The organism is Streptomyces sp. yr375 (assembly GCF_900110755.1).
In the GTDB taxonomy this organism is placed as follows: domain Bacteria; phylum Actinomycetota; class Actinomycetes; order Streptomycetales; family Streptomycetaceae; genus Streptomyces.
The window spans coordinates 43,228-61,046 of record NZ_FOFF01000030.1 but is presented as its reverse complement, the minus strand read 5'-3'; the positions used below and the strand labels follow the sequence as shown (position 1 = coordinate 61,046).

14 protein-coding genes are annotated in these 17,819 nt (G+C 73.4%); 4 read left to right on the top strand and 10 right to left on the bottom strand.

Going from position 1 to position 17,819, the window contains the following annotated elements:
- The first annotated feature begins 523 nt into the window (after positions 1–523).
- A complete protein-coding gene (locus BMZ82_RS25855) occupies positions 524–3,112 on the top strand; it encodes a MinD/ParA family ATP-binding protein (RefSeq protein ID WP_093779796.1) in 2,589 nt (862 codons plus the stop codon).
- A gap of 92 nt (positions 3,113–3,204) precedes the next feature.
- Here the strand turns inward: BMZ82_RS25855 and BMZ82_RS25850 are convergent, their stop codons facing one another.
- The 9 genes from BMZ82_RS25850 to rimP all read right to left on the bottom strand — a co-directional run bounded on the left by BMZ82_RS25850 (position 3,205) and on the right by rimP (position 15,326).
- Positions 3,205–4,152 (bottom strand): bifunctional riboflavin kinase/FAD synthetase, encoded by a 948-nt coding sequence (locus BMZ82_RS25850; RefSeq protein WP_093779795.1) that lies wholly within the window; start codon positions 4,150–4,152, stop codon positions 3,205–3,207.
- 185 nt (positions 4,153–4,337) lie between these two features.
- Positions 4,338–7,934 carry a trypsin-like peptidase domain-containing protein gene (locus BMZ82_RS25845; RefSeq protein WP_093779794.1) on the bottom strand — a complete coding sequence of 1,199 codons (3,597 nt, stop codon included), beginning with the start codon at positions 7,932–7,934 and terminating at the stop codon, positions 4,338–4,340.
- Between the two features lie 265 nt (positions 7,935–8,199).
- The gene (gene truB, locus BMZ82_RS25840) at positions 8,200–9,105 is read right to left on the bottom strand and encodes a tRNA pseudouridine(55) synthase TruB (protein WP_093779793.1); all 906 of its coding nucleotides are present in this window, start codon (positions 9,103–9,105) and stop codon (positions 8,200–8,202) included.
- Positions 9,105–9,554 (bottom strand): 30S ribosome-binding factor RbfA, encoded by a 450-nt coding sequence (rbfA, locus tag BMZ82_RS25835; protein WP_093779792.1) that lies wholly within the window; start codon positions 9,552–9,554, stop codon positions 9,105–9,107. The genes truB and rbfA overlap by 1 nt, the downstream gene beginning before the upstream one ends.
- A gap of 44 nt (positions 9,555–9,598) precedes the next feature.
- Entirely contained in the window at positions 9,599–9,892 is a 294-nt protein-coding gene (locus BMZ82_RS25830; protein WP_093779791.1) for a DUF503 domain-containing protein, read from the bottom strand.
- 180 nt (positions 9,893–10,072) lie between these two features.
- Entirely contained in the window at positions 10,073–13,219 is a 3,147-nt protein-coding gene (infB, locus tag BMZ82_RS25825) for a translation initiation factor IF-2 (protein ID WP_093779790.1), read from the bottom strand.
- A gap of 147 nt (positions 13,220–13,366) precedes the next feature.
- Positions 13,367–13,663 carry a YlxR family protein gene (locus BMZ82_RS25820; RefSeq protein WP_093779789.1) on the bottom strand — a complete coding sequence of 99 codons (297 nt, stop codon included), beginning with the start codon at positions 13,661–13,663 and terminating at the stop codon, positions 13,367–13,369.
- A 125-nt stretch (positions 13,664–13,788) separates the two neighbouring features.
- Entirely contained in the window at positions 13,789–14,787 is a 999-nt protein-coding gene (gene nusA, locus BMZ82_RS25815) for a transcription termination factor NusA (RefSeq protein ID WP_093779788.1), read from the bottom strand.
- 2 nt (positions 14,788–14,789) lie between these two features.
- Positions 14,790–15,326 carry a ribosome maturation factor RimP gene (gene rimP, locus BMZ82_RS25810; RefSeq protein WP_093779787.1) on the bottom strand — a complete coding sequence of 179 codons (537 nt, stop codon included), beginning with the start codon at positions 15,324–15,326 and terminating at the stop codon, positions 14,790–14,792.
- A 227-nt stretch (positions 15,327–15,553) separates the two neighbouring features.
- Here rimP and BMZ82_RS25805 point away from each other — a divergent pair, with 227 nt between their 5' ends.
- Genes BMZ82_RS25805 through BMZ82_RS25795 form a run of 3 tightly spaced genes read left to right on the top strand, consistent with a single transcriptional unit; the run spans position 15,554 to position 17,548 of the window.
- Positions 15,554–16,123, top strand: a complete 570-nt coding sequence (locus tag BMZ82_RS25805; RefSeq protein WP_093779786.1) for a hypothetical protein — start codon at positions 15,554–15,556, stop codon at positions 16,121–16,123.
- On the top strand, positions 16,120–16,614 hold the full coding sequence (locus BMZ82_RS25800; RefSeq protein ID WP_093779785.1) for a ferritin-like domain-containing protein: 495 nt from the start codon (positions 16,120–16,122) through the stop codon (positions 16,612–16,614). The genes BMZ82_RS25805 and BMZ82_RS25800 overlap by 4 nt, the downstream gene beginning before the upstream one ends.
- 28 nt (positions 16,615–16,642) lie before the next feature.
- A complete protein-coding gene (locus BMZ82_RS25795; RefSeq protein WP_093779784.1) occupies positions 16,643–17,548 on the top strand; it encodes an aminoglycoside phosphotransferase family protein in 906 nt (301 codons plus the stop codon).
- Between the two features lie 55 nt (positions 17,549–17,603).
- Here the strand turns inward: BMZ82_RS25795 and BMZ82_RS25790 are convergent, their stop codons facing one another.
- Positions 17,604–17,819, bottom strand: coding sequence for a ferredoxin (locus BMZ82_RS25790; RefSeq protein WP_093779783.1), 216 nt, complete (start codon positions 17,817–17,819; stop codon positions 17,604–17,606).

The window sequence follows — 17,819 nt, the reverse complement described above, 5'->3', positions numbered from 1 at the left end:
TGCGCCCGTCGTTCCGGGTGCGCCCGTCGTTCCGGGTGCGCCCGTCGTTCCGGGTGCGCCGGGGGTGCCGGGTGCGCCGGGGGTGCCGGTCGCGCCGCCCGGGGCCGGGGTGCCGGTTGTTCCCGCCGCGCCGGGGGTTCCGATCGCTCCGGTCGCGCCGCCCGCACCAGGCGTGCCAGTTGTTCCGGCCGCGCCGGTTGCTCCAGAGGCACCGGTCAATCAGCCCGCGCCGGAAGCACCGTTCGTTCAGGCCGTTCCGCCTGCGCCAGCGCCTGAGATGCCGTTCGTTCCAGCCGCTCCCCCTGCGCCAGGCGTGCCGGTCGTTCCCGCCGCTCCCCCTGCGCCTGGGGTACCGGTTGCGCCGGTCGGGCCTCCCGTCGTGGTGCCCGGTCTTCCGGCGGGCAGCGGGTTCGAGCCGCAGCCTCAGCCTCAGCAACCGCCGCAGCAGTGGGGGGCCGCCGCCCCGTCCCCTGAGGCCGAGGACAGCGGTTCCGGTAACGGGGATCTGGAGAGTGGTGCCACCATGCGCTTCTCCGCGGCCGCTCTCAAGCGGGAGATCGCGGAGAACGCCGCCGCGGTGCAGCCCGAGGCCGAGGGGCCCGAGGTGGTTGCCGCCGAGGCCGTGGCCCCCGCGTCTGAGGTCCCCCTGCCCACGGAAGGCATGGAGACAACTGCCGGTTCGGATGTATCGGATGTATCCGACGGAAGCGACGCCGTCGCGGCCCCCGCGGACGCCGACACCGGTGCCGACGCCGCGTCCTTCGATGGCGACACCGCTCCCGAAGCCGATGCCGTGACGGGCCAAGAACCAGCGCCCGCACCCGCACCCGCACCCGCACCCGCACCCGCACCTGAAGACATCGCCGTCGACGAACCCTCGGACGCCATCCCCGTGGACGTGGTCGAGCCGCAGGACAGCGTGCCCCATGTGCCCCAGGACGCCGTCCCCACCGCACCGCCCGCCTGGACTCCCCCGCCTGCCCCGCAGAGCGAGATGCCTCCGTTGCCGCCGTCGTACCAGCCCGCGGCGCCCGCACCCGCGGCCCAGTGGCCTGCGCAGCCGCAGCCGGCCGATGCGGCGGCGCCCGCGCCTGTCCCGCAGCCGCCTGTCCAACCGCAGACTCCCCCGCCCGCGCAGGACGGCTGGAACCTGCCCGCGCCGCAGCCTCCAGCGCAGCCGGGTTACGGCTTCCCGCCCCCCGGTGCCCCCTCGGCACCCACCCCGCCGCCCGCCCCCAGCGGCTACGGCTTCCCCCAACCCCCCGCCGACGCCCACGCACCCGGCGGTTACGGGTTCCCCCAGCCCCCTGCTCCGGCGCCCAACACCCCCGCCGGCTACGGCTTCCCGCACCCCGGTGACGCCCCGGCACCCGGCTACGGCTTCCCGCAGCAGAGCACCGGCCCGGCAGCACCCCCCGCCACCCCCAACACCCAGCCCCCACCGGCACATCCAGCCCCTCAGCCCCCCGCCGACGCCCAAGCACCCGGCGGCTACGGGTTCCCCCAGCCCCCGGCACCGCAGCCCCACGCCGCAGCCGCAGCCCAGCCACCCCAGAACCAGCAGGCCGCGCACGCCCCCCAGCCGCACCCCGGCTTCCCGCACCCCGGGATCCCGCAGCAGCCGGACGGTCAGGCTCCGGCCGCCGCCGCTGCCCAGGGGTTCCCGCAAGGTGGCCCTCAGGGTTTCCCCGGGCAGTTCCCGCAGTCGCAGGCGCAGGCGCAGCCGGCACCACATGCCCCGCAGGCCCCGCACGACCCACACGCCCCGCAGGAATCCGCCCCCGCCCCCACCCCGCCCCAGATCCCCCAGCAACCCCTCGACCCCCGTGCCGGGGCCGCGTGGCCGCAGCCGATTCAGCATGATCAGCGGCAGCCGGTCAATCCCGGTATGGCGCCGTTGGGTTACACGGCCGCCGTGGAGTTGTCGTCCGACCGGCTGCTGAACAACAAGAGGCAGAAGGCGAAGAGCGGTCGGCCGTCCGCCGCGTCGTCCCGTTTCAAGCTGGGCGGGAAGAAGGAAGAGGCCGAGCGGCAGCGGAAGTTGGAGCTGATCCGCACCCCCGTGCTGTCCTGCTACCGGATCGCGGTGATCAGTCTCAAGGGCGGTGTCGGCAAGACCACGACGACGACCGCGCTCGGCTCCACCCTCGCCACCGAGCGCCAGGACAAGATCCTCGCGATCGACGCCAACCCGGACGCCGGCACGCTCGGCCGCCGGGTGCGCCGGGAGACCGGGGCGACGATCCGTGACCTCGTCCAGGCGATCCCGTACCTCAACTCGTACATGGACATCCGGCGGTTCACGTCCCAGGCGCCGTCGGGGCTGGAGATCATCGCCAACGACGTCGACCCGGCCGTCTCCACGACCTTCAACGACGAGGACTACCGGCGGGCCATCGACGTGCTGGGCAACCAGTACCCGATCATCCTCACCGACTCCGGCACCGGTCTGCTCTACAGCGCCATGCGCGGTGTGCTCGACCTCGCCGACCAGCTCATCATCATCTCCACGCCGTCCGTGGACGGTGCGAGCAGCGCCAGTACGACGCTGGACTGGCTGTCCGCGCACGGGTACGCCGAGCTGGTCTCACGGTCCATCACCGTCATCTCCGGGGTGCGCGAGACCGGCAAGATGATCAAGGTCGACGACATCGTGTCGCACTTCGAGACCCGTTGCCGCGGTGTCGTCGTCGTACCGTTCGACGAGCATCTGGCCGCCGGTGCCGAGGTCGACCTCGACATGATGCGGCCGAAGGTGCGGGAGGCGTACTTCAACCTCACGGCGATGGTCGCGGAGGACTTCATCCGCCACCAGCAGCGCCAGGGCCTGTGGACCAGCGACGGCAACCCGCCGCCGGTCGCCGCCCCGCCCATGCCGGGCCAGCAGATGCCCGGACAGCAGATGCCCGGACAGCCGATGCCGGGGCAGCCGATGCCCGGGCAGCCCTACCCTCAGCAGCCCCAGGCACCCCAGCCCCAGCCCCAGCCCCAGCCCCAGCCCGGCCAGCCGTACCCGCAGCAACCGGGTCAGCCCTACCCTCAGCAGCCGCAGCAGCCCCACCCCGGGTATCCCCCGGCCGGTTACGGCTACCCCCAGCCTCCCCAGCAGTAACCCCTAGGGGAACTAGGGGAAAACGAAGGGCGGCCGGTGTCCTCGGACACCGGCCGCCCTTCCCTCGTTACTGCGCCTGCGTCAGCACCGCGCTACTCCGCCGCCGCCACCAACTCGCGGCAGCGCTTCACGTCCTCCGCCATCTGGACCAGCAGCCCGTCCAGCGAGTCGAACTTCGCCTGGCCTCGCACGAAGGCGAGGAAGTCGACGGCGACGTGCAGGCCGTAGAGGTCGAGGCCGACGCGGTCGATGGCGTACGCCTCCACCGTGCGCTCGGTGCCGTCGAACTGCGGGTTCGTGCCGACGGAGATCGCGGCCGGCATCGCCTCGCCGTTCACGTTCAGCCAGCCCGCGTAGACGCCGTCCGCCGGGATCGCGGTGTGCGGCAGGGTCTCGACGTTGGCGGTCGGGAAGCCGAGTTCACGCCCCCGCTGCGCCCCGCGCACCACGATGCCCTCCACGCGGTGCGGGCGGCCGAGGATCTCCGCCGCGCCCTCGACGTCGCCCTCGGCGACCAGCCCCCGGGTCAGGGTCGAGGAGAACGGCCGGCCGCCGCCCGCCTCGCCGCACAGCACCAGGTCGACGACGTCGACCTCGAAGTCGTAGACCTTGCCCTGCTCGGTGAGGACCTCGACGTTGCCCGCCGCCTTGTGGCCGAAGCGGAAGTTCGGGCCCTCGACGACCGCCTTGGCGTGCAGCTTGTCGACCAGGACCTTGACCACGAAGTCCGCCGGGGACAGCTTCGAGAACTCGGTCGTGAAGGGAAGGATCAGCAGCGCGTCCACGCCCAGTTCGGCCATCAGCTCGGCGCGGCGGTGGTGCGGGGCGAGCAGCGGCGGGTGGCTGCCGGGGCGGACGACCTCGCTGGGGTGCGGGTCGAAGGTGACGACGACGGAGGGCACACCCAGTTCACGGGCGCGCTCCACGGCGTGCCGGATGATGAGCTGGTGCCCGCGGTGGACCCCGTCGTAAGAACCGATGGTGACGACGCTGCGTCCCCAGTCCTCGGGGATGTCCTCCAAGCCACGCCAGCGCTGCACTGTGACCGCTCCTCGAACCCGTGTCCGTATCTTTCATTGCCTCTTACGCAGGTCTAAGAGTGCCATGCCGGGTGCCCCTGGCCCGCATCGGCATCAAGGCTGTGAGTCGACCCGCGTAACTCACCCCGCGCTCGCCTCGCACGCACCCCGCACGCACCCCCCGCACGCACCCCGCCCGAGTCGGCTCAGGCCGGTACCCGTGCCCCCGCCAGGTTCTCGATCATGCGGCGGGTGCTGGGGCCGACCAGCCCGGCCCACTCCCCCGGCGCGTCCGTGAGCCAGTGCACCACCTGCGCGGCGAAGCCCGGCACGTGCCGCCCCAGGTCGGCGAGCCCGCGGTCGAAGCGGGTCGCGCCGTCCGGGGTGCGGACGAGGAGCAGGCCGGTGCGGTGGACGAGGTCGCGCAGGTCGTCGCCGGTGCGCCCGGCGGCCCCGTACAGGACGGCGTCCAGGACGGTGGGGGCGTGTTCGTGCGCGAGGAGGTGCTCCAGCAGTTCGCGACGCAGCGGACGCGAGTCGGGGGTGCCGGGCGCGGCCAGTACGCCGGCCAGCGCGGCCCGTACCTGCTCCGGGCCACCGGCCTCCAGCAGGCCCATGACCAGCGGGAGAAGGATGGGACGGGCGGACTGGCCCTGCTCCAGGCGCCGGTCGACGTACGCGGCCACGTGCCCGGCGGTCTCCGGCCGCCGCTCCAGCGCCTCCCGTACGAGGACGGCGACCCGGTGGGCCAGTGCGGGCGTGGTGACGTCGGCGAGCGCGCGCAGGATCCTGCCCGCGTCGGCGCGGTCGGGGCCGTGCAGACGCGTCCGGAAGGCGTCCAGGACCGGCTCGGGGTGGGTGTCCAGGGCGGCGAGCAGCGCGCTCGGCGGCACCTGCGGATCGCCCGCCTCGAACCGTCGCAGCGCCTGCGGGAGATGCCGGGACCGAGTCTCGGGGTCCCGGACGAGGAGGGCGAGCGCGCCGCTGTGCAGGGTGTGGTCGGCGGGGCGGCCGAGCAGGGCGAGGGCGGCGTCGCGCAGCAGCCGGCGGTCGGCCTCGGTCGTGGCGTGCGGGGCGGCGCGCAGTGCGTACGCGACCGCCGCAGCCCGCCGGGCCGGCCGCCCGTCGTGCGCCCACCGGTCGACGGCCCGGCACAGCGCGGACGGCTCCTCCTCCGCCAGCACGCCGAGCAGCTCGTCGGCGCGGTGGTGCGCGCAGTCGGCGAGGACCTCCACGAGGTCGTCCGGCGCCCGGTGCCGGTGGGTGTGCAGCAGCGCCTGCGCGGCCGTCGCCACGGTGGCGTGCGGCGTCGCCGGCAACGGCCGCTCGTCGTCGAACCAGTGCGTGAGGTACGGCTGTACGGCGACGGGGTCGACGGCGAGGAGCCGGGCGACCGCGTCGAGGTAGCGGGGCGCGTCCGCGTCGTGCGGGGCGCCGTCGGCGAGGACCAGGCGGCGCAGGAGGTCCAGGCGGGCGTCGGGCGGCAGCGCGAGCCCCGTCCAGAAGGACGGCCCGAGATCCGCACCCCCGCCGCCGCCCTCGGCCCCGCCCTCCCCCACCCCCTGCCCCGCGGCGATGCGATCCGCCAGGAGGCGCAGGACGCCTGTGTACGGCGTCGCGTCGGGGACCCGCAGCAGGGTCTCGGTGAGCAGTCGGGCGGCCCACCACGAGTCCGGGTCGGCCTCCAGGGCGTCTGCCAACTCCCGCAGCCGGGCGGCGAGTTGATGCGCCCCCTGCTGCCGGGCGACGAGCAGCAGGGCCTGGACGACGGGGCCGATGCGGTGGTGCGGGACGGGCAGTCGGTGCAGCCGGTGCGGCCGGTGGGCGCCCTCCTCCGGGGTGCGGCGGCGGTGGACCAGGACGCGCAGGGCCTCGTCCAGGTCGAGGTGGACGCCCTGGATCCAGTCGGCGAGTTCCTCGTGGGCGAAGCGGTAGCCGGTGCCGGCGGGCACGAGGAGGCCCTCGGTGAGGACGGCGGACGCCCAGCCGGTGCCGGCGCCGAGCCGGGCGGGCGCGGGCCCCCAGGGGAACACCGCCTCGAACGACGCCCGGTCCAGCTCGCCCTGTCCCGGCCCGAGACTGCGGCGGGCCGCTTCGTGCACCTGCCCGGAGACCTTCGCCGCGAGGCGTCGTACGGCCGTGCCGCGCAGCCCGTTCTCGGCGGCGAGGCGGACCGCGATGCGCAGGCACATCAGGTCGAGGTGCGCGGCGAGGACGTCGTCCCGGTCGACGGGGTCCTGGCCCTGCGGGCCGGGGAGCGCGGCGCGGATCTCCGCGAGGAGGCGGAGGGTGAGGGGGTGCCGGGCCTCGGGGGCGGCGAGCGCGTCCTCGGGAAGGCCGTAGCGGGCGCGGGCCTCGCGCGCCTCGTCGGGGGTGAGGTCGCCGAGGCGGACGCAGGGCGGGAGCGGGTCGTCGGCCGCCGCGACGCCGTACAGCAGCTCCGGCGGGAACTCCGCGCCCGCCCGCTCCCAGTACTCCCCCCGGCACGCCACGACCAGCCGCGCCCCCGTCTCCCGCAGCCAGTCCGCCGTGCCCTCGGTCCACTCGGCGAGCCGGTGCGCGAGGACCGGCGGCATCTCCTCGGGGCCGTCGAGCACCAGCAGCAGGGGCCGCCCGACGGCCCGCGCGAACCGGGCGAGCCGCTCCGGGGTGACGTCCCCCAGGGCGGCGGCCTCGGGGCGGGCAGCGCCCTCCGCCCGCCCCGAGGCCGCCACGATGCGGGCCGCCCGGGTCAGGGTGCGGCGGGCCGCGTCGGCGAGTGAGTCGTCCTCGTCCCGCAGGTCCGCGCCGCGCAGCCACAGGGTGGGGGCGGGCCGCGCGCCCCGGTCGCGGCGGGCGGCGAGGGCCGCGAGTTCCGTCGTACGGCCGCTGCCCGGTGCGCCGACGAGGCCGAGGACGGCCGCCGGGCTCGTCGCGAACGCGGCGAACTCCCTTGCGGGCAGCGCCCGTTCGACCGGCTCCGGGGCGACGGCCCGGGCGTCGGCACCGGTGCGGCCGAGGTCCTCGGAGAGCGTGCCGGAGAGTGCGCCGGGCGGACCGTCCGAGCCGACCGATGTGGCCGTCAGCTCCAGGACGCCCGCCAGATTGAGGTCGACCCCGTACGCGGGCACGGTCGCCGCGTTGCGGGCGAGCAACTCGGCGAGGGGGTCGCCGCCGCCCCGAGCAGACGCCGATGCCGAAGCCCCCGCCTCCACCCCAGCCCCAGACGCCCCACTGGCCCCCGCGGTCTCGTCCGCACCCCGGGTGCGCGGACGCAGCAGCACCGCGAAGCCGGTGTCGCGGTGGTCGGACCGGAGCGCGGTGCCGAGGACGGCGACGACCGCGCCCGTCTCGGCATCGAGGACGGGCCCGCCGGCCGCGCCGCCGCCCGGCCGCAGCGCGTCGCGCCCCGCCGTGCCGATCGCCAACTCCAGCGCGCCGTCGAGGAGATGGCGGCGGTCGCCGGCCGGGTACGTCACCGGCGTCTCGGCCAGCACCCGCGCCTCGCGCCAGCAGTCGGCGGCCAGCCGGACGTATCTGCCGGGCTCGACGCCCTCCCGCACGGTCACCGGCAGCGGATCCACGCCGAGGCCCTCGGTGCGGACGAGGGCGAGGTCCAGCTCCGGGAGAGGGGTCACGGCGTCGGCGCTCACCACGCAACCGCGCTCGTGGCGGTCGTCGTCGGCGGCGTACAGGACGAGCCGGGACAGGCCGTCGACGGCCTCGTGACTGGTGATCACCGTGCCGTGGTGGTCGGCGACGAAGCCGATGCCTCGGGGCCGCCCGGCGAGGTCCCGGACACGGACGAGCAAGGCTCCCGCCATCGTCGTACCTCCCCGCCGCGCCCGCGTGCCCTCTGTCCGACGGTAGGGGCGGGATGATCAGCGGGACAGATCGCAGAGCGAACGCGCCCCCCTGCACTCCCTCGGTTCACTCCGAGCGCCTGCCCGGACGGGTGAATGAACGGGGGCGGTTGGACACACCTTAGGGGTGGGGGAACCGAGGGGGGACCGTGGAGCGGCGGCGCAGCACAACCCCGTGTTCGCCGCTCCACGGGCGGAGCGAGCCGAGCGAGCCTGGCGAAAAGGCTCAGGCCAGCACGGCCAGGCTCTTCGCCTTGCCCTTCTGTTCCTCCACCAGGGCCAGGAAGCGGCCCTCGGGGTCGAAGACGGCCACGGTGCCCACGCCCGCGTATTCGTCGGGCATCTCCAGGCGTACGCCGTTGAGGAGCAGCCGGGCCCGTTTGGCGTCCACGTTCCAGCGGGGGAAGGCGGCGGCTGCGGCGTCGGCGATCGGCATCACGGTCAGCTCCTGCTGGAGCTGGTCGAGCGTCTTCGCCGAGTCCAGCTTGTAGGGGCCGACGCGGGTGCGGCGCAGGGCGGTGAGGTGGCCGCCGACGCCGAGGTCGGCGCCCAGGTCGCGGGCGAGGGCGCGGATGTAGGTGCCGGAGGAGCAGACGACGGACACGACCAGGTCGAGCACCGGGGTGCCGTCCTCGGCGACGGCGTCGCGGACGTCGTACACCGAGAAGGCGGAGATGGTGACCGGGCGGGCCGGGATCTCGAAGTCCTCGCCGTCCCGGGCCCGCTTGTAGGAGCGGACGCCGTCGATCTTGATGGCGCTGACCTTGGACGGTACCTGCATGATGTGGCCGCTGAGCTTGGCGATGCCCGCGTCGATCGCGTCCCGGGTGACCTTCGAAGCGTCCGTACGCTCCGTGATCTCGCCCTCCGCGTCGTCCGTCAGGGTCGTCTGGCCGAGCCGGATCGTGCCCAGGTACTCCTTCTCGGTGAGCGCGAGGTGCCCGAGGAGTTTCGTCGCCTTCTCGATGCCGAGGACGAGGACGCCCGTCGCCATCGGGTCGAGGGTGCCGGCGTGGCCGACGCGGCGGGTCTTGGCGATGCCCCGCATCTTGGCCACGACGTCGTGCGAGGTGAAGCCCGACGGCTTGTCGACGATGACAAGGCCGTCGGGCGGGGTGTGCTTGCCGTTCATCAGGCGGAGTCGTCCGTCTCGTCCTCGTCACCGGGCTTCTTGTACGGGTCGGCGCCGGCCGCGTACCCGGCGCCCGCGGACGCCTCGCGGACCTTCTCGTCGGCGGCGCGCGCCTTGTCGAGGAGGTCGTCGATGGTACGGGCGTTGTCCGGCAGGGCGTCGGCGACGAAGGCGAGGGTGGGCGTGAACTTCACGCCCGCCGCGCGGCCGACCTCGGAGCGCAGGATGCCCTTGGCGCTCTCCAGGCCGGCGGCCGCGGCCGCCCGCTCCTCGTCGTCCCCGTACACGGTGTAGAAGACGGTCGCTTCCCTGAGGTCACCCGTGACGCGGGTGTCCGTGATGGTGACGTGGGAGCCGAGCCGCGGGTCCTTGATCCCGCGCTGCAGCTTCTGGGCCACCACCTGTTGGATGAGGTCCGCCAGCCTCTTGGCGCGCGCGTTGTCGGCCACTGGTCCGTCTCCCGTTCTTTCTTTTTCTTGCGTTCTCTGGTCGGTCAGTCGTCTTCGCCGTGGAAGCGGCGTCTGACCGACAGCAGCTCCACCTCGGGGCGGGCGGCGACCAGCCGTTCACACCGGTCCAGCACATCGGTCAGGTGCTCCGCGTCCCCGGAGACCACGGCGAGGCCGATCACGGCCCTGCGATGGAGGTCCTGGTTGTCCACCTCGGCCGCGCTCACCGCGTACTTGCGCTGGAGCTCGGCGATGATCGGACGGACGACGGAGCGCTTCTCCTTCAGCGAATGTATGTCGCCGAGGAGGAGGTCGAAGGACAGAGTCCCCACGTACATGTGTAACCGGTTCACCCGCCGGTACGGGATCGATGGCCCTGCCGCCATGGGGCAGGGACATCAAGAACGGTACATCGATCCGGGCGGCGGCTCGACGGGGTTTTCGCCCGGCCGGGCCGACCGACACCGGCGCGCCGGCCGACGGGAACATGTCCCGTCGGCCGGCGCCGGCCAGCGGCCTTACGAGCGGGGCTTCTCCCGCATCTCGTACGTCGCGATGACGTCGTCGATCTTGATGTCGTTGAAGTTTCCGAGGTTGATACCGCCCTCGTAGCCTTCGCGGATCTCGGTGACGTCGTCCTTGAAGCGACGCAGGCCCTCGATGTTGAGGCTCTCCGCGATGACCTTGCCGTCGCGGATGAGTCGGGCCTTGGTGTTGCGCTTGACCTCGCCCGAGCGGACGAGGACACCGGCGATGTTGCCCAGCTTGGACGACTTGAAGATCTCGCGGATCTCCGCCGTGCCGAGCTCGACCTCTTCGTACTCCGGCTTCAGCATGCCCTTCAGGGCCGCCTCGATCTCCTCGATCGCCTGGTAGATGACCGAGTAGTACCGGACGTCCACGCCTTCGCGCTCGGCCATCTGCGCCGCGCGGCCCGCCGCACGGACGTTGAAGCCGATGACGATGGCCTCGGAGCCCATGGCCAGGTCGATGTCGGACTCCGTGACCGCACCGACGCCGCGGTGCAGGACGCGGATGTCGACCTCTTCGCCGACGTCCAACTGGAGCAGGGAGGACTCGAGGGCCTCCACCGAACCGGAAGCGTCACCCTTGATGATGAGGTTGAGCTGCTGGACCTCGCCGGCCTTCAGGGCGGCGTCCAGGTTCTCCAGGGAGAACCTGCGCGTGCGCTTGGCGAAGGCCGCGTTGCGCTCACGTGCGGCGCGCTTCTCGGCGATCTGGCGGGCGGTGCGGTCCTCGTCGACGACGAGGAAGTTGTCGCCCGCACCCGGGACGTTGGTCAGGCCCAGGACCTGGACCGGCGTCGACGGGCCGGCCTCGGCGACGTTGTTGCCGTTGTCGTCGAGCATGGCGCGCACGCGGCCGTAGGCGTCGCCCACGACCATCGTGTCGCCGACCCGCAGGGTGCCGCGCTGGACGAGGACCGTCGCCACGGCACCGCGGCCGCGGTCGAGGCGGGACTCGATCGAGATGCCCTGCGCGTCCTGGTGCGGGTTGGCACGCAGGTCGAGCGAGGCGTCCGCGGTGAGGACCACGGCCTCCAGCAGGGAGTCGATGTTCAGCCCCTGCTTGGCGGAGATGTCGACGAACATGGTGTCGCCGCCGTACTCCTCGGCCACCAGCCCGAACTCGGTGAGCTGACCGCGCACCTTGGTCGGGTCGGCGCCCTCGACGTCGATCTTGTTGACCGCGACGACGATCGGGACGTCGGCCGCCTTGGCGTGGTTGAGCGCCTCGACCGTCTGCGGCATGACGCCGTCGTTGGCCGCGACGACCAGGATCGCGATGTCCGTCGACCGGGCACCACGGGCACGCATGGCGGTGAACGCCTCGTGACCCGGGGTGTCGATGAAGGTGATCGCGCGGTCCTCGCCGTTGACCTCGGTCGAGACCTGGTAGGCACCGATGTGCTGGGTGATGCCGCCGGCCTCGCCCGCGATGACGTTCGTCTTGCGGATGGCGTCGAGCAGTCGGGTCTTACCGTGGTCGACGTGACCCATGACGGTGACGACGGGGGGACGGACCATCAGGTCGTCCTCGTCGCCCTCGTCCTCGCCGAACTCGATGTCGAAGGACTCGAGCAGCTCGCGGTCCTCCTCCTCGGGGCTGACGATCTGAACCTGGTAGTTCATCTCGCCGGCGAGGAGCTGCAGCGTCTCGTCGGAGACGGACTGCGTGGCCGTGACCATCTCGCCGAGGTTCATCATGACCGCGACGAGCGACGCCGGGTTGGCGTTGATCTTCTCGGCGAAGTCGGTGAGGGACGCACCGCGCGACAGGCGAATGGTCTCGCCGTTGCCGCGAGGCAGCATCACGCCGCCGACCGACGGGGCCTGCATGGCCTCGTACTCCTGGCGCCTCTGCCGCTTCGACTTGCGACCGCGACGCGCGGGACCGCCGGGGCGACCGAAGGCGCCCTGCGTGCCACCACGGCCACCGGGACCGCCGGGACGGCCGCCGAAGCCGGGACGGCCACCGCCGCCACCGAAGCCGCCGCCACCGCCACCGCCGCCGGGACCGCCGGGACGACCGGCGAAGCCGCCGCCGCCACCGGGACGAGCGCCGCCGCCGGGACCGGCCGGACGGCCGGCGAAGCCGCCGCCGCCGGGACGACCGCCGCCGGGACGACCGGCACCGGCGCCGCCACCCGGACCGCGGCCGCCGGGGCCGCCGCCGGGACGCGGGCCGGCAGCGGGACGCTGCGGCATCATGCCGGGGTTGGGACGCGGGCCGCCGCCGGGACGGGGACCGCCGGGACCTGCGCCCTGCGGGCGAGGCATACCGCCGGGGCTCGGACGAGCGCCGCCCGGAGTCTGCGGACGGGGACCGCCGCCCTGACCGCCGGCGCCCTGCGGACGCGGACCGGCGCTGGGAGCGCCGCCGGGACCGCCGGGGCCGCCGGGACGCGGTGCGCCCTGCGGACGGGGCGCCTGCGGGCGCGCCATTCCGGCGTTGCCGCCGGAGGTGAAGGGGTTGTTGCCCGGACGCGGACCCGAGGGACGGGCACCGCCCGGACGCGGGGCGCCGGCGCCACCGGGGCGCGGACCCTGCGCTGCGGCGGGACGCTGACCGCGGTCACCGCGGTCGCCACGGTCACCGCGGTCCTGCTGACCCTGGCCGGGCGCGGGACGGCCGGCGGGGCGGGGCGCGCCGGGGCGCGGGCCCTGCGCGGCGGCCGGACGCGGACCGGACTGGGCCGGGGCGGCGGACGGCGCGGGGGCGGCCGGGGCAGCCGGCGGAGCGGTGAACTCCGGGGCGGCCGGGGCCGGACGCGGCGCGGGCTTGGGGCCCGGACGCGGGCCGGAGGCGGCCGGCGCGGGGGCCGACGAGGCGGCCGGCGTCACCGGGGCGGCCGGGGCCGCGGGCGGCGTGGCCGCGGCGGGCTTGGGGGCGGCCGGCCGCGGTGCGGCCGGACCCGGACGGGCCGCCTGCGCCGGGGAAGGCGCGCCGGGCCTGGGAGCAGCCTTGCGGGGGGCGGGCTTGCCGCCGCCCTGGAAGGCGTCAGTCAGTTTGCGTACAACGGGCGCTTCGATGGTCGAAGACGCCGAACGGACGAATTCACCGAGTTCCTGGAGCTTGGCCATGACGACCTTGCTCTCAACCCCGAACTCCTTGGCGAGTTCGTATACCCGGACCTTAGCCACTTCGCTCCTTTTAGGTCCGGGTGCGTCCGGACCGTCGCTACTTCATGGGCGTACTCATCGCGTGCTCATCGAGTGCTCATCGCAATCTCGACCTACTTCCAACTCGCGGGGTACCAGAGCCGCACGGAGGTTCCGTACGACGCCTTCTTACTGTGTTGCCTGCTCGGCAACGTTCGTCTGCTCGACGTATTGGCGCAACGCCTTTGTGTCGAGCGCTCCTGGGGCACGCAGCGCCCTCGTGAACGCCCGGCGGCGGACCGCCTGGTCGAGACAGACCGGGGCGGGATGCAGATACGCACCCCGGCCGGGCAGCGTACCGCGAGGATCGGGGACGCATGCGTCCTTGATCGCCACGATGCGCAGCAGCTCCGTCTTGGCCGCTCGCTCCCGGCACCCCACACAGGTGCGTTCAGGGCATGCTCCGGCGTGCGTCCGGCCAGACACTGTTAAGTCTACCTCCCCGCGGCGTCCTCACCCCTTTGGGCCAGGATTCGTACAGGTGCCGCGTTACATCTGTCGTGATCTGGGCCTCCGCAGGCCGAGATCCGTTCCCCGCTGTCCGTCCCCCGTTATTCGGCAGGCTGTTCGGCGGGCTGCTCGGTGTCGGGACGGATGTCGATCCGCCAGCCGGTCAGGCGGGCGGCGAGCCGGGCGTTCTGGCCTTCCTTGCCGATCGCCAGGGAGAGTTGGTAGTCCGGCACCGTCACGCGCGCGGAGCGGGCCTGGAAGTCCACCACCTCGACCTTGGAGACCCGGGCCGGGGACAGCGCGTTGGCCACCATCTCGGCCGGGTCGTCCGACCAGTCGACGATGTCGATCTTCTCGCCGTTCAGCTCACCCATCACGTTGCGCACCCGGCCGCCCATGGGGCCGATGCAGGCGCCCTTGGCGTTCAGACCCGAACGGGTGGACCTGACGGCGATCTTCGTGCGGTGGCCGGCCTCGCGGGCGATGGCGGAGATCTCGACGGAACCGTCGGCGATCTCCGGCACCTCCAGGGCGAAGAGCTTCTTCACCAGGTTGGGGTGGGTGCGCGAGAGCGTCACGGACGGGCCGCGCACACCCTTCGCCACCCGGACGACGTACGACCGCAGGCGCAGGCCGTGCGAGTACGTCTCGCCGGGGACCTGCTCCTGCACCGGCAGGATGGCCTCCAGCTTGCCGATGTCCACGAGCACGTTCTTCGGGTCGCGGCCCTGCTGGACCACGCCGGTGACGATGTCGCCCTCACGGCCGGCGTACTCGCCGAGCGTCGCGTCGTCCTCGGCGTCGCGCAGGCGCTGCAGGATGACCTGCTTGGCGGTGGTGGCGGCGATCCGGCCGAAGTCGGACGGGGTGTCGTCGAACGTGCGGGGCTCCTGCCCCTCCTCGATGTCGTCGGGGTCCTCCTTCGCCCACACGGTCACATGACCGGTCTCCCGGTTGAGCTCCACGCGCGCGTGACGGCGGCTTCCCTCGGTGCGGTGGTAGGCGATGAGGAGGGCCGACTCGATCGCCTCGACCAGCAGGTCGAAGGAGATCTCCTTCTCCCGCACCAAGCCCCGCAGGGCACTCATGTCGATGTCCACGGCTACGCCTCCTCTTCCTTCTCGTCGTTCTCGTCGTGCTTGTCGTTCTTGTCGTTCTTGTCTTTGCGGTTGAACTCGACCTGTACGCGCGCCTTGTCGATGTCGCCGAAGGCGAGTCGGCGGGCGGTGGCCTTGCGGCCCTTCACGCCGGGTACCTCCAGATCGAGGCCCTCGTCGTCGACTTCGAGGATGCGGGCGACCAGTTCGTCGCCGCCGTCGGTGAGCTGGAACCTGACCAGGCGGTCGACGGCGCGCACGTAGTGCCGGTGTTCGGTGAGGGCGCGCTCCGCGCCGGGGGTGCCGACCTCGAGGGTGTACTCGCCCTCGCCCATCGCGTCCGTCTCGTCGAGCTTCGCCGAGAGCGCGCGGCTCACATCGGCGATCTGGTCCAGATCCGCTCCGGTGTCGGAGTCGACGACGACGCTCAGCACCCGCTTGCGTCCGACGGAGTCCACGGTGATTTCTTCGAGGTCCAGTCCCTCGGAGGCGACGAGCGGTTCCAGGAGCTCTCGCAGCCTCTCGCTCTGGGTGGTGCTCATCCGGGTGACTCCTCGGCCGCGTGTGCTGTTGTGGTGTGGATCGCGTCTCTGGTCAAAGGGTATCCGGTCGCAGGGTGTGTTGCCGTCCACCTGTGCACGGAGGGTGGCCGGGCGCACGGCGAAACGGTGCCGCTGAGTGATCGCGGCCGGGTGCGCGGGTACGGTGATCACGGGCCTGCCGCCCTTCTTGGTGTTTCTTTCGTACGAGTTCCCCGAGGACGTCCGCCGTGCCGTTGCCCCTCCCCTCGCGCACCCCGTCCGGACCGCGCAGAAGATCCCTGCTCGCGTCGGCCGCGGGGGCCGCGCTGCTCGTGGGCTGCTCGTCCGGCGCCGCGCGGCGCGAGGAGGACGGCGGCGGCACGAGCGGCGACCCGTCGGTCGCCGAGCGGGCACGCGCGCGTGCGGCCCAGGAGAGCAACGGGCTGGTGGCGCGGTACGACGCCGTCCTCGCCGGCCATCCCGCGCTGGCGGTGCGGCTGGCACCGCTGCGGGCGGAGGTCGCAGGGCACGTGGAGGCGTTCGGCGGCGTACGCAGAGCGCCCGCGACGCCCGCCCCTTCCCCCAGCACCTCCCCCGCCTCCCCCACCGCGTCCGGTTCGGCGCCGGCGGCTGTGGTGCCCGTCGCGCCCGTGACCGAGCAGGAGGCCCTCTCCGGGCTGGCCGCCGCCGAGCGGGCGCTCGCCGATCGCCGGGCCGCTCAACTGCTGGACGTCCCCGGTGAGTTGGCCCGGTTGCTGGCCTCGGTGGCGGCGGCCGGCGCGGCGCACGCCTATCTGCTGACGGAGGGTGCCCGATGAGTGAGGCGACGAGCGCGGAGCTGACGGCGCTCCAGGCGGCGCTGGCCGCCGAACATGCCGCGGTGTACGGGTACGGCGTCGTCGGCGGGCGGCTCTCCGCGGACCGGCGCACCGAGGCACTGGCCGCGTACACCGCGCACCGTGCGCGCCGGGACGCGCTGGCGCGTGAGGTGCGGGGGCTGGGCGCGGAGCCGGTCGCCGCGAGCGCCGGGTACGCGCTGCCGTTCGCGGTGCCGGACGCCGCGGCGGCGGTCCGGCTCGCCGCCGAGCTGGAGGAGCGGGTGGCCGGCGTCTACTCCGACCTGGTGCGGGCCTCGGCGCACACCCGCCGCAAGGATGCCGCGGCGGCGCTGCGGGAGGCGGCGGTCCGCGCGGTGCGCTGGCGCGGCGGCAGCGTACCCTTCCCTGGTCTCGCGGAGCGGACCGGTGAGGATCCGGCCTCGGCCGGGGCGGCAGCAGGGGCCGAAGTTTCGGGTACACCGACCGCTTGACCGGGAGAAGGAAGGGAACGGCTCGCGTATGGCTTTCGAACCGCCGCAGCGTCTGGTCAGGGCTCTCGGTGAGACGGCACCGGATGGTGACGGCTGGTTGGAGAAGCTGCCGGAGGCGGCCCGACAGGCCGTGGATCTACGCGAGTTGACCGTCGACCGGGTGCAGGTGCCGGGCGGGCGCAGCAGCATGGTCGTGCTGGTGCGGCGCGCGGACGGGACACCGGCCGTGCTGAAGCTGGCCCCGCCCCGGTCCCGGCCCGAGGCCGAGCGGGCGGCGCTGGCGCATTGGGGCGGCCTGGGCGCCGTACAGCTTCTGGAGGGGCCGGAGACGGCCGGGGTGCTGCTGCTGGAGCGGCTGCATCCCGATGTGTCGGTGCGGTCGCTGGCGGAGGCGAAGGCGCTGCTGGAGGCGGCGGGGACGTTGCGGCGGCTGTGGGTGGAGCCGCCGGCCGGGCAGGTCTTCGAGACGGTGGCGGAGCGGACGGGGCGGCAGGCGGAGGCGATGCGGTCGACTGCCGTCGGCTCGGCCGTCTCCGGGGTGTCCGCGCTGGTGGACGCTGCTCTGGGTGCCCGGGAGGAGTTGGTGGGTGCGGTGTCCGAGGTGCGGTTGCTGCATGGGACGTTTCGGCAGAGCAAGGTGTTGGCGGGTGAGCGGGCGCCGTGGCTGGCGGTGGGGCCGGATCCGGTGGTGGGTGAGTGTGCGTTCGATCTGGCTCGGTTGGTGCGGGATCGGGTGGAGGATTTGATTGCCTCGCCCTCGGGGGCGGCTATTACTCGGCGGCGGGTGCGGAAGTTGGCTGAGTCGTTGGAGTTGGATGCGGAGCGGGTGCGGGGGTGGTCGTTGTTTCGGGCTGTGGAGTCTGGGGTGCGGGCACTGCGCGTGGGGCGGGCTCGGGATGCTGAGTTGTTGCTGGAATTTGCTGGGTGGCTTTAAGGGTTGTGTTTTTTCTGCGGGTGCGTCGGGGCTGGTCGCGCCGTTCCCCGCGCCCCTAAGGGGCTGCACTTGGCGTTAGTTTCAAGGCCAGGGTTGGGCAATTGGACGCTGCTCTGCGGGCTCGTTTAGTCGTGCTGGGTGGGATGGGGGTGTTGTCCAGTAGGGGGTAGCCCCACTCGTCCAGGGTGATGTGGTCGGGGAGGAGCTCTGCGCAGAGGCCGTGGGACTGGCAGGACGTCCAGTTGATGGTTATTTTCGTGGGCTGGTTCAT

Bases quoted from the DNA above. Each gene is read 5' to 3' on its own strand.
- BMZ82_RS25790 (WP_093779783.1), bottom strand. From the start codon at position 17,819: ATGAACCAGCCCACGAAAATAACCATCAACTGGACGTCCTGCCAGTCC.
- BMZ82_RS25830 (WP_093779791.1), bottom strand. From the start codon at position 9,892: ATGTACGTGGGGACTCTGTCCTTCGACCTCCTCCTCGGCGACATACAT.
- rimP (WP_093779787.1), bottom strand. From the start codon at position 15,326: ATGAGCACCACCCAGAGCGAGAGGCTGCGAGAGCTCCTGGAACCGCTC.
- BMZ82_RS25800 (WP_093779785.1), top strand. From the start codon at position 16,120: ATGAGTGAGGCGACGAGCGCGGAGCTGACGGCGCTCCAGGCGGCGCTG.
- BMZ82_RS25795 (WP_093779784.1), top strand. From the start codon at position 16,643: ATGGCTTTCGAACCGCCGCAGCGTCTGGTCAGGGCTCTCGGTGAGACG.
- BMZ82_RS25845 (WP_093779794.1), bottom strand. From the start codon at position 7,934: ATGGCGGGAGCCTTGCTCGTCCGTGTCCGGGACCTCGCCGGGCGGCCC.
- truB (WP_093779793.1), bottom strand. From the start codon at position 9,105: ATGAACGGCAAGCACACCCCGCCCGACGGCCTTGTCATCGTCGACAAG.
- BMZ82_RS25855 (WP_093779796.1), top strand. From the start codon at position 524: ATGCGCTTCTCCGCGGCCGCTCTCAAGCGGGAGATCGCGGAGAACGCC.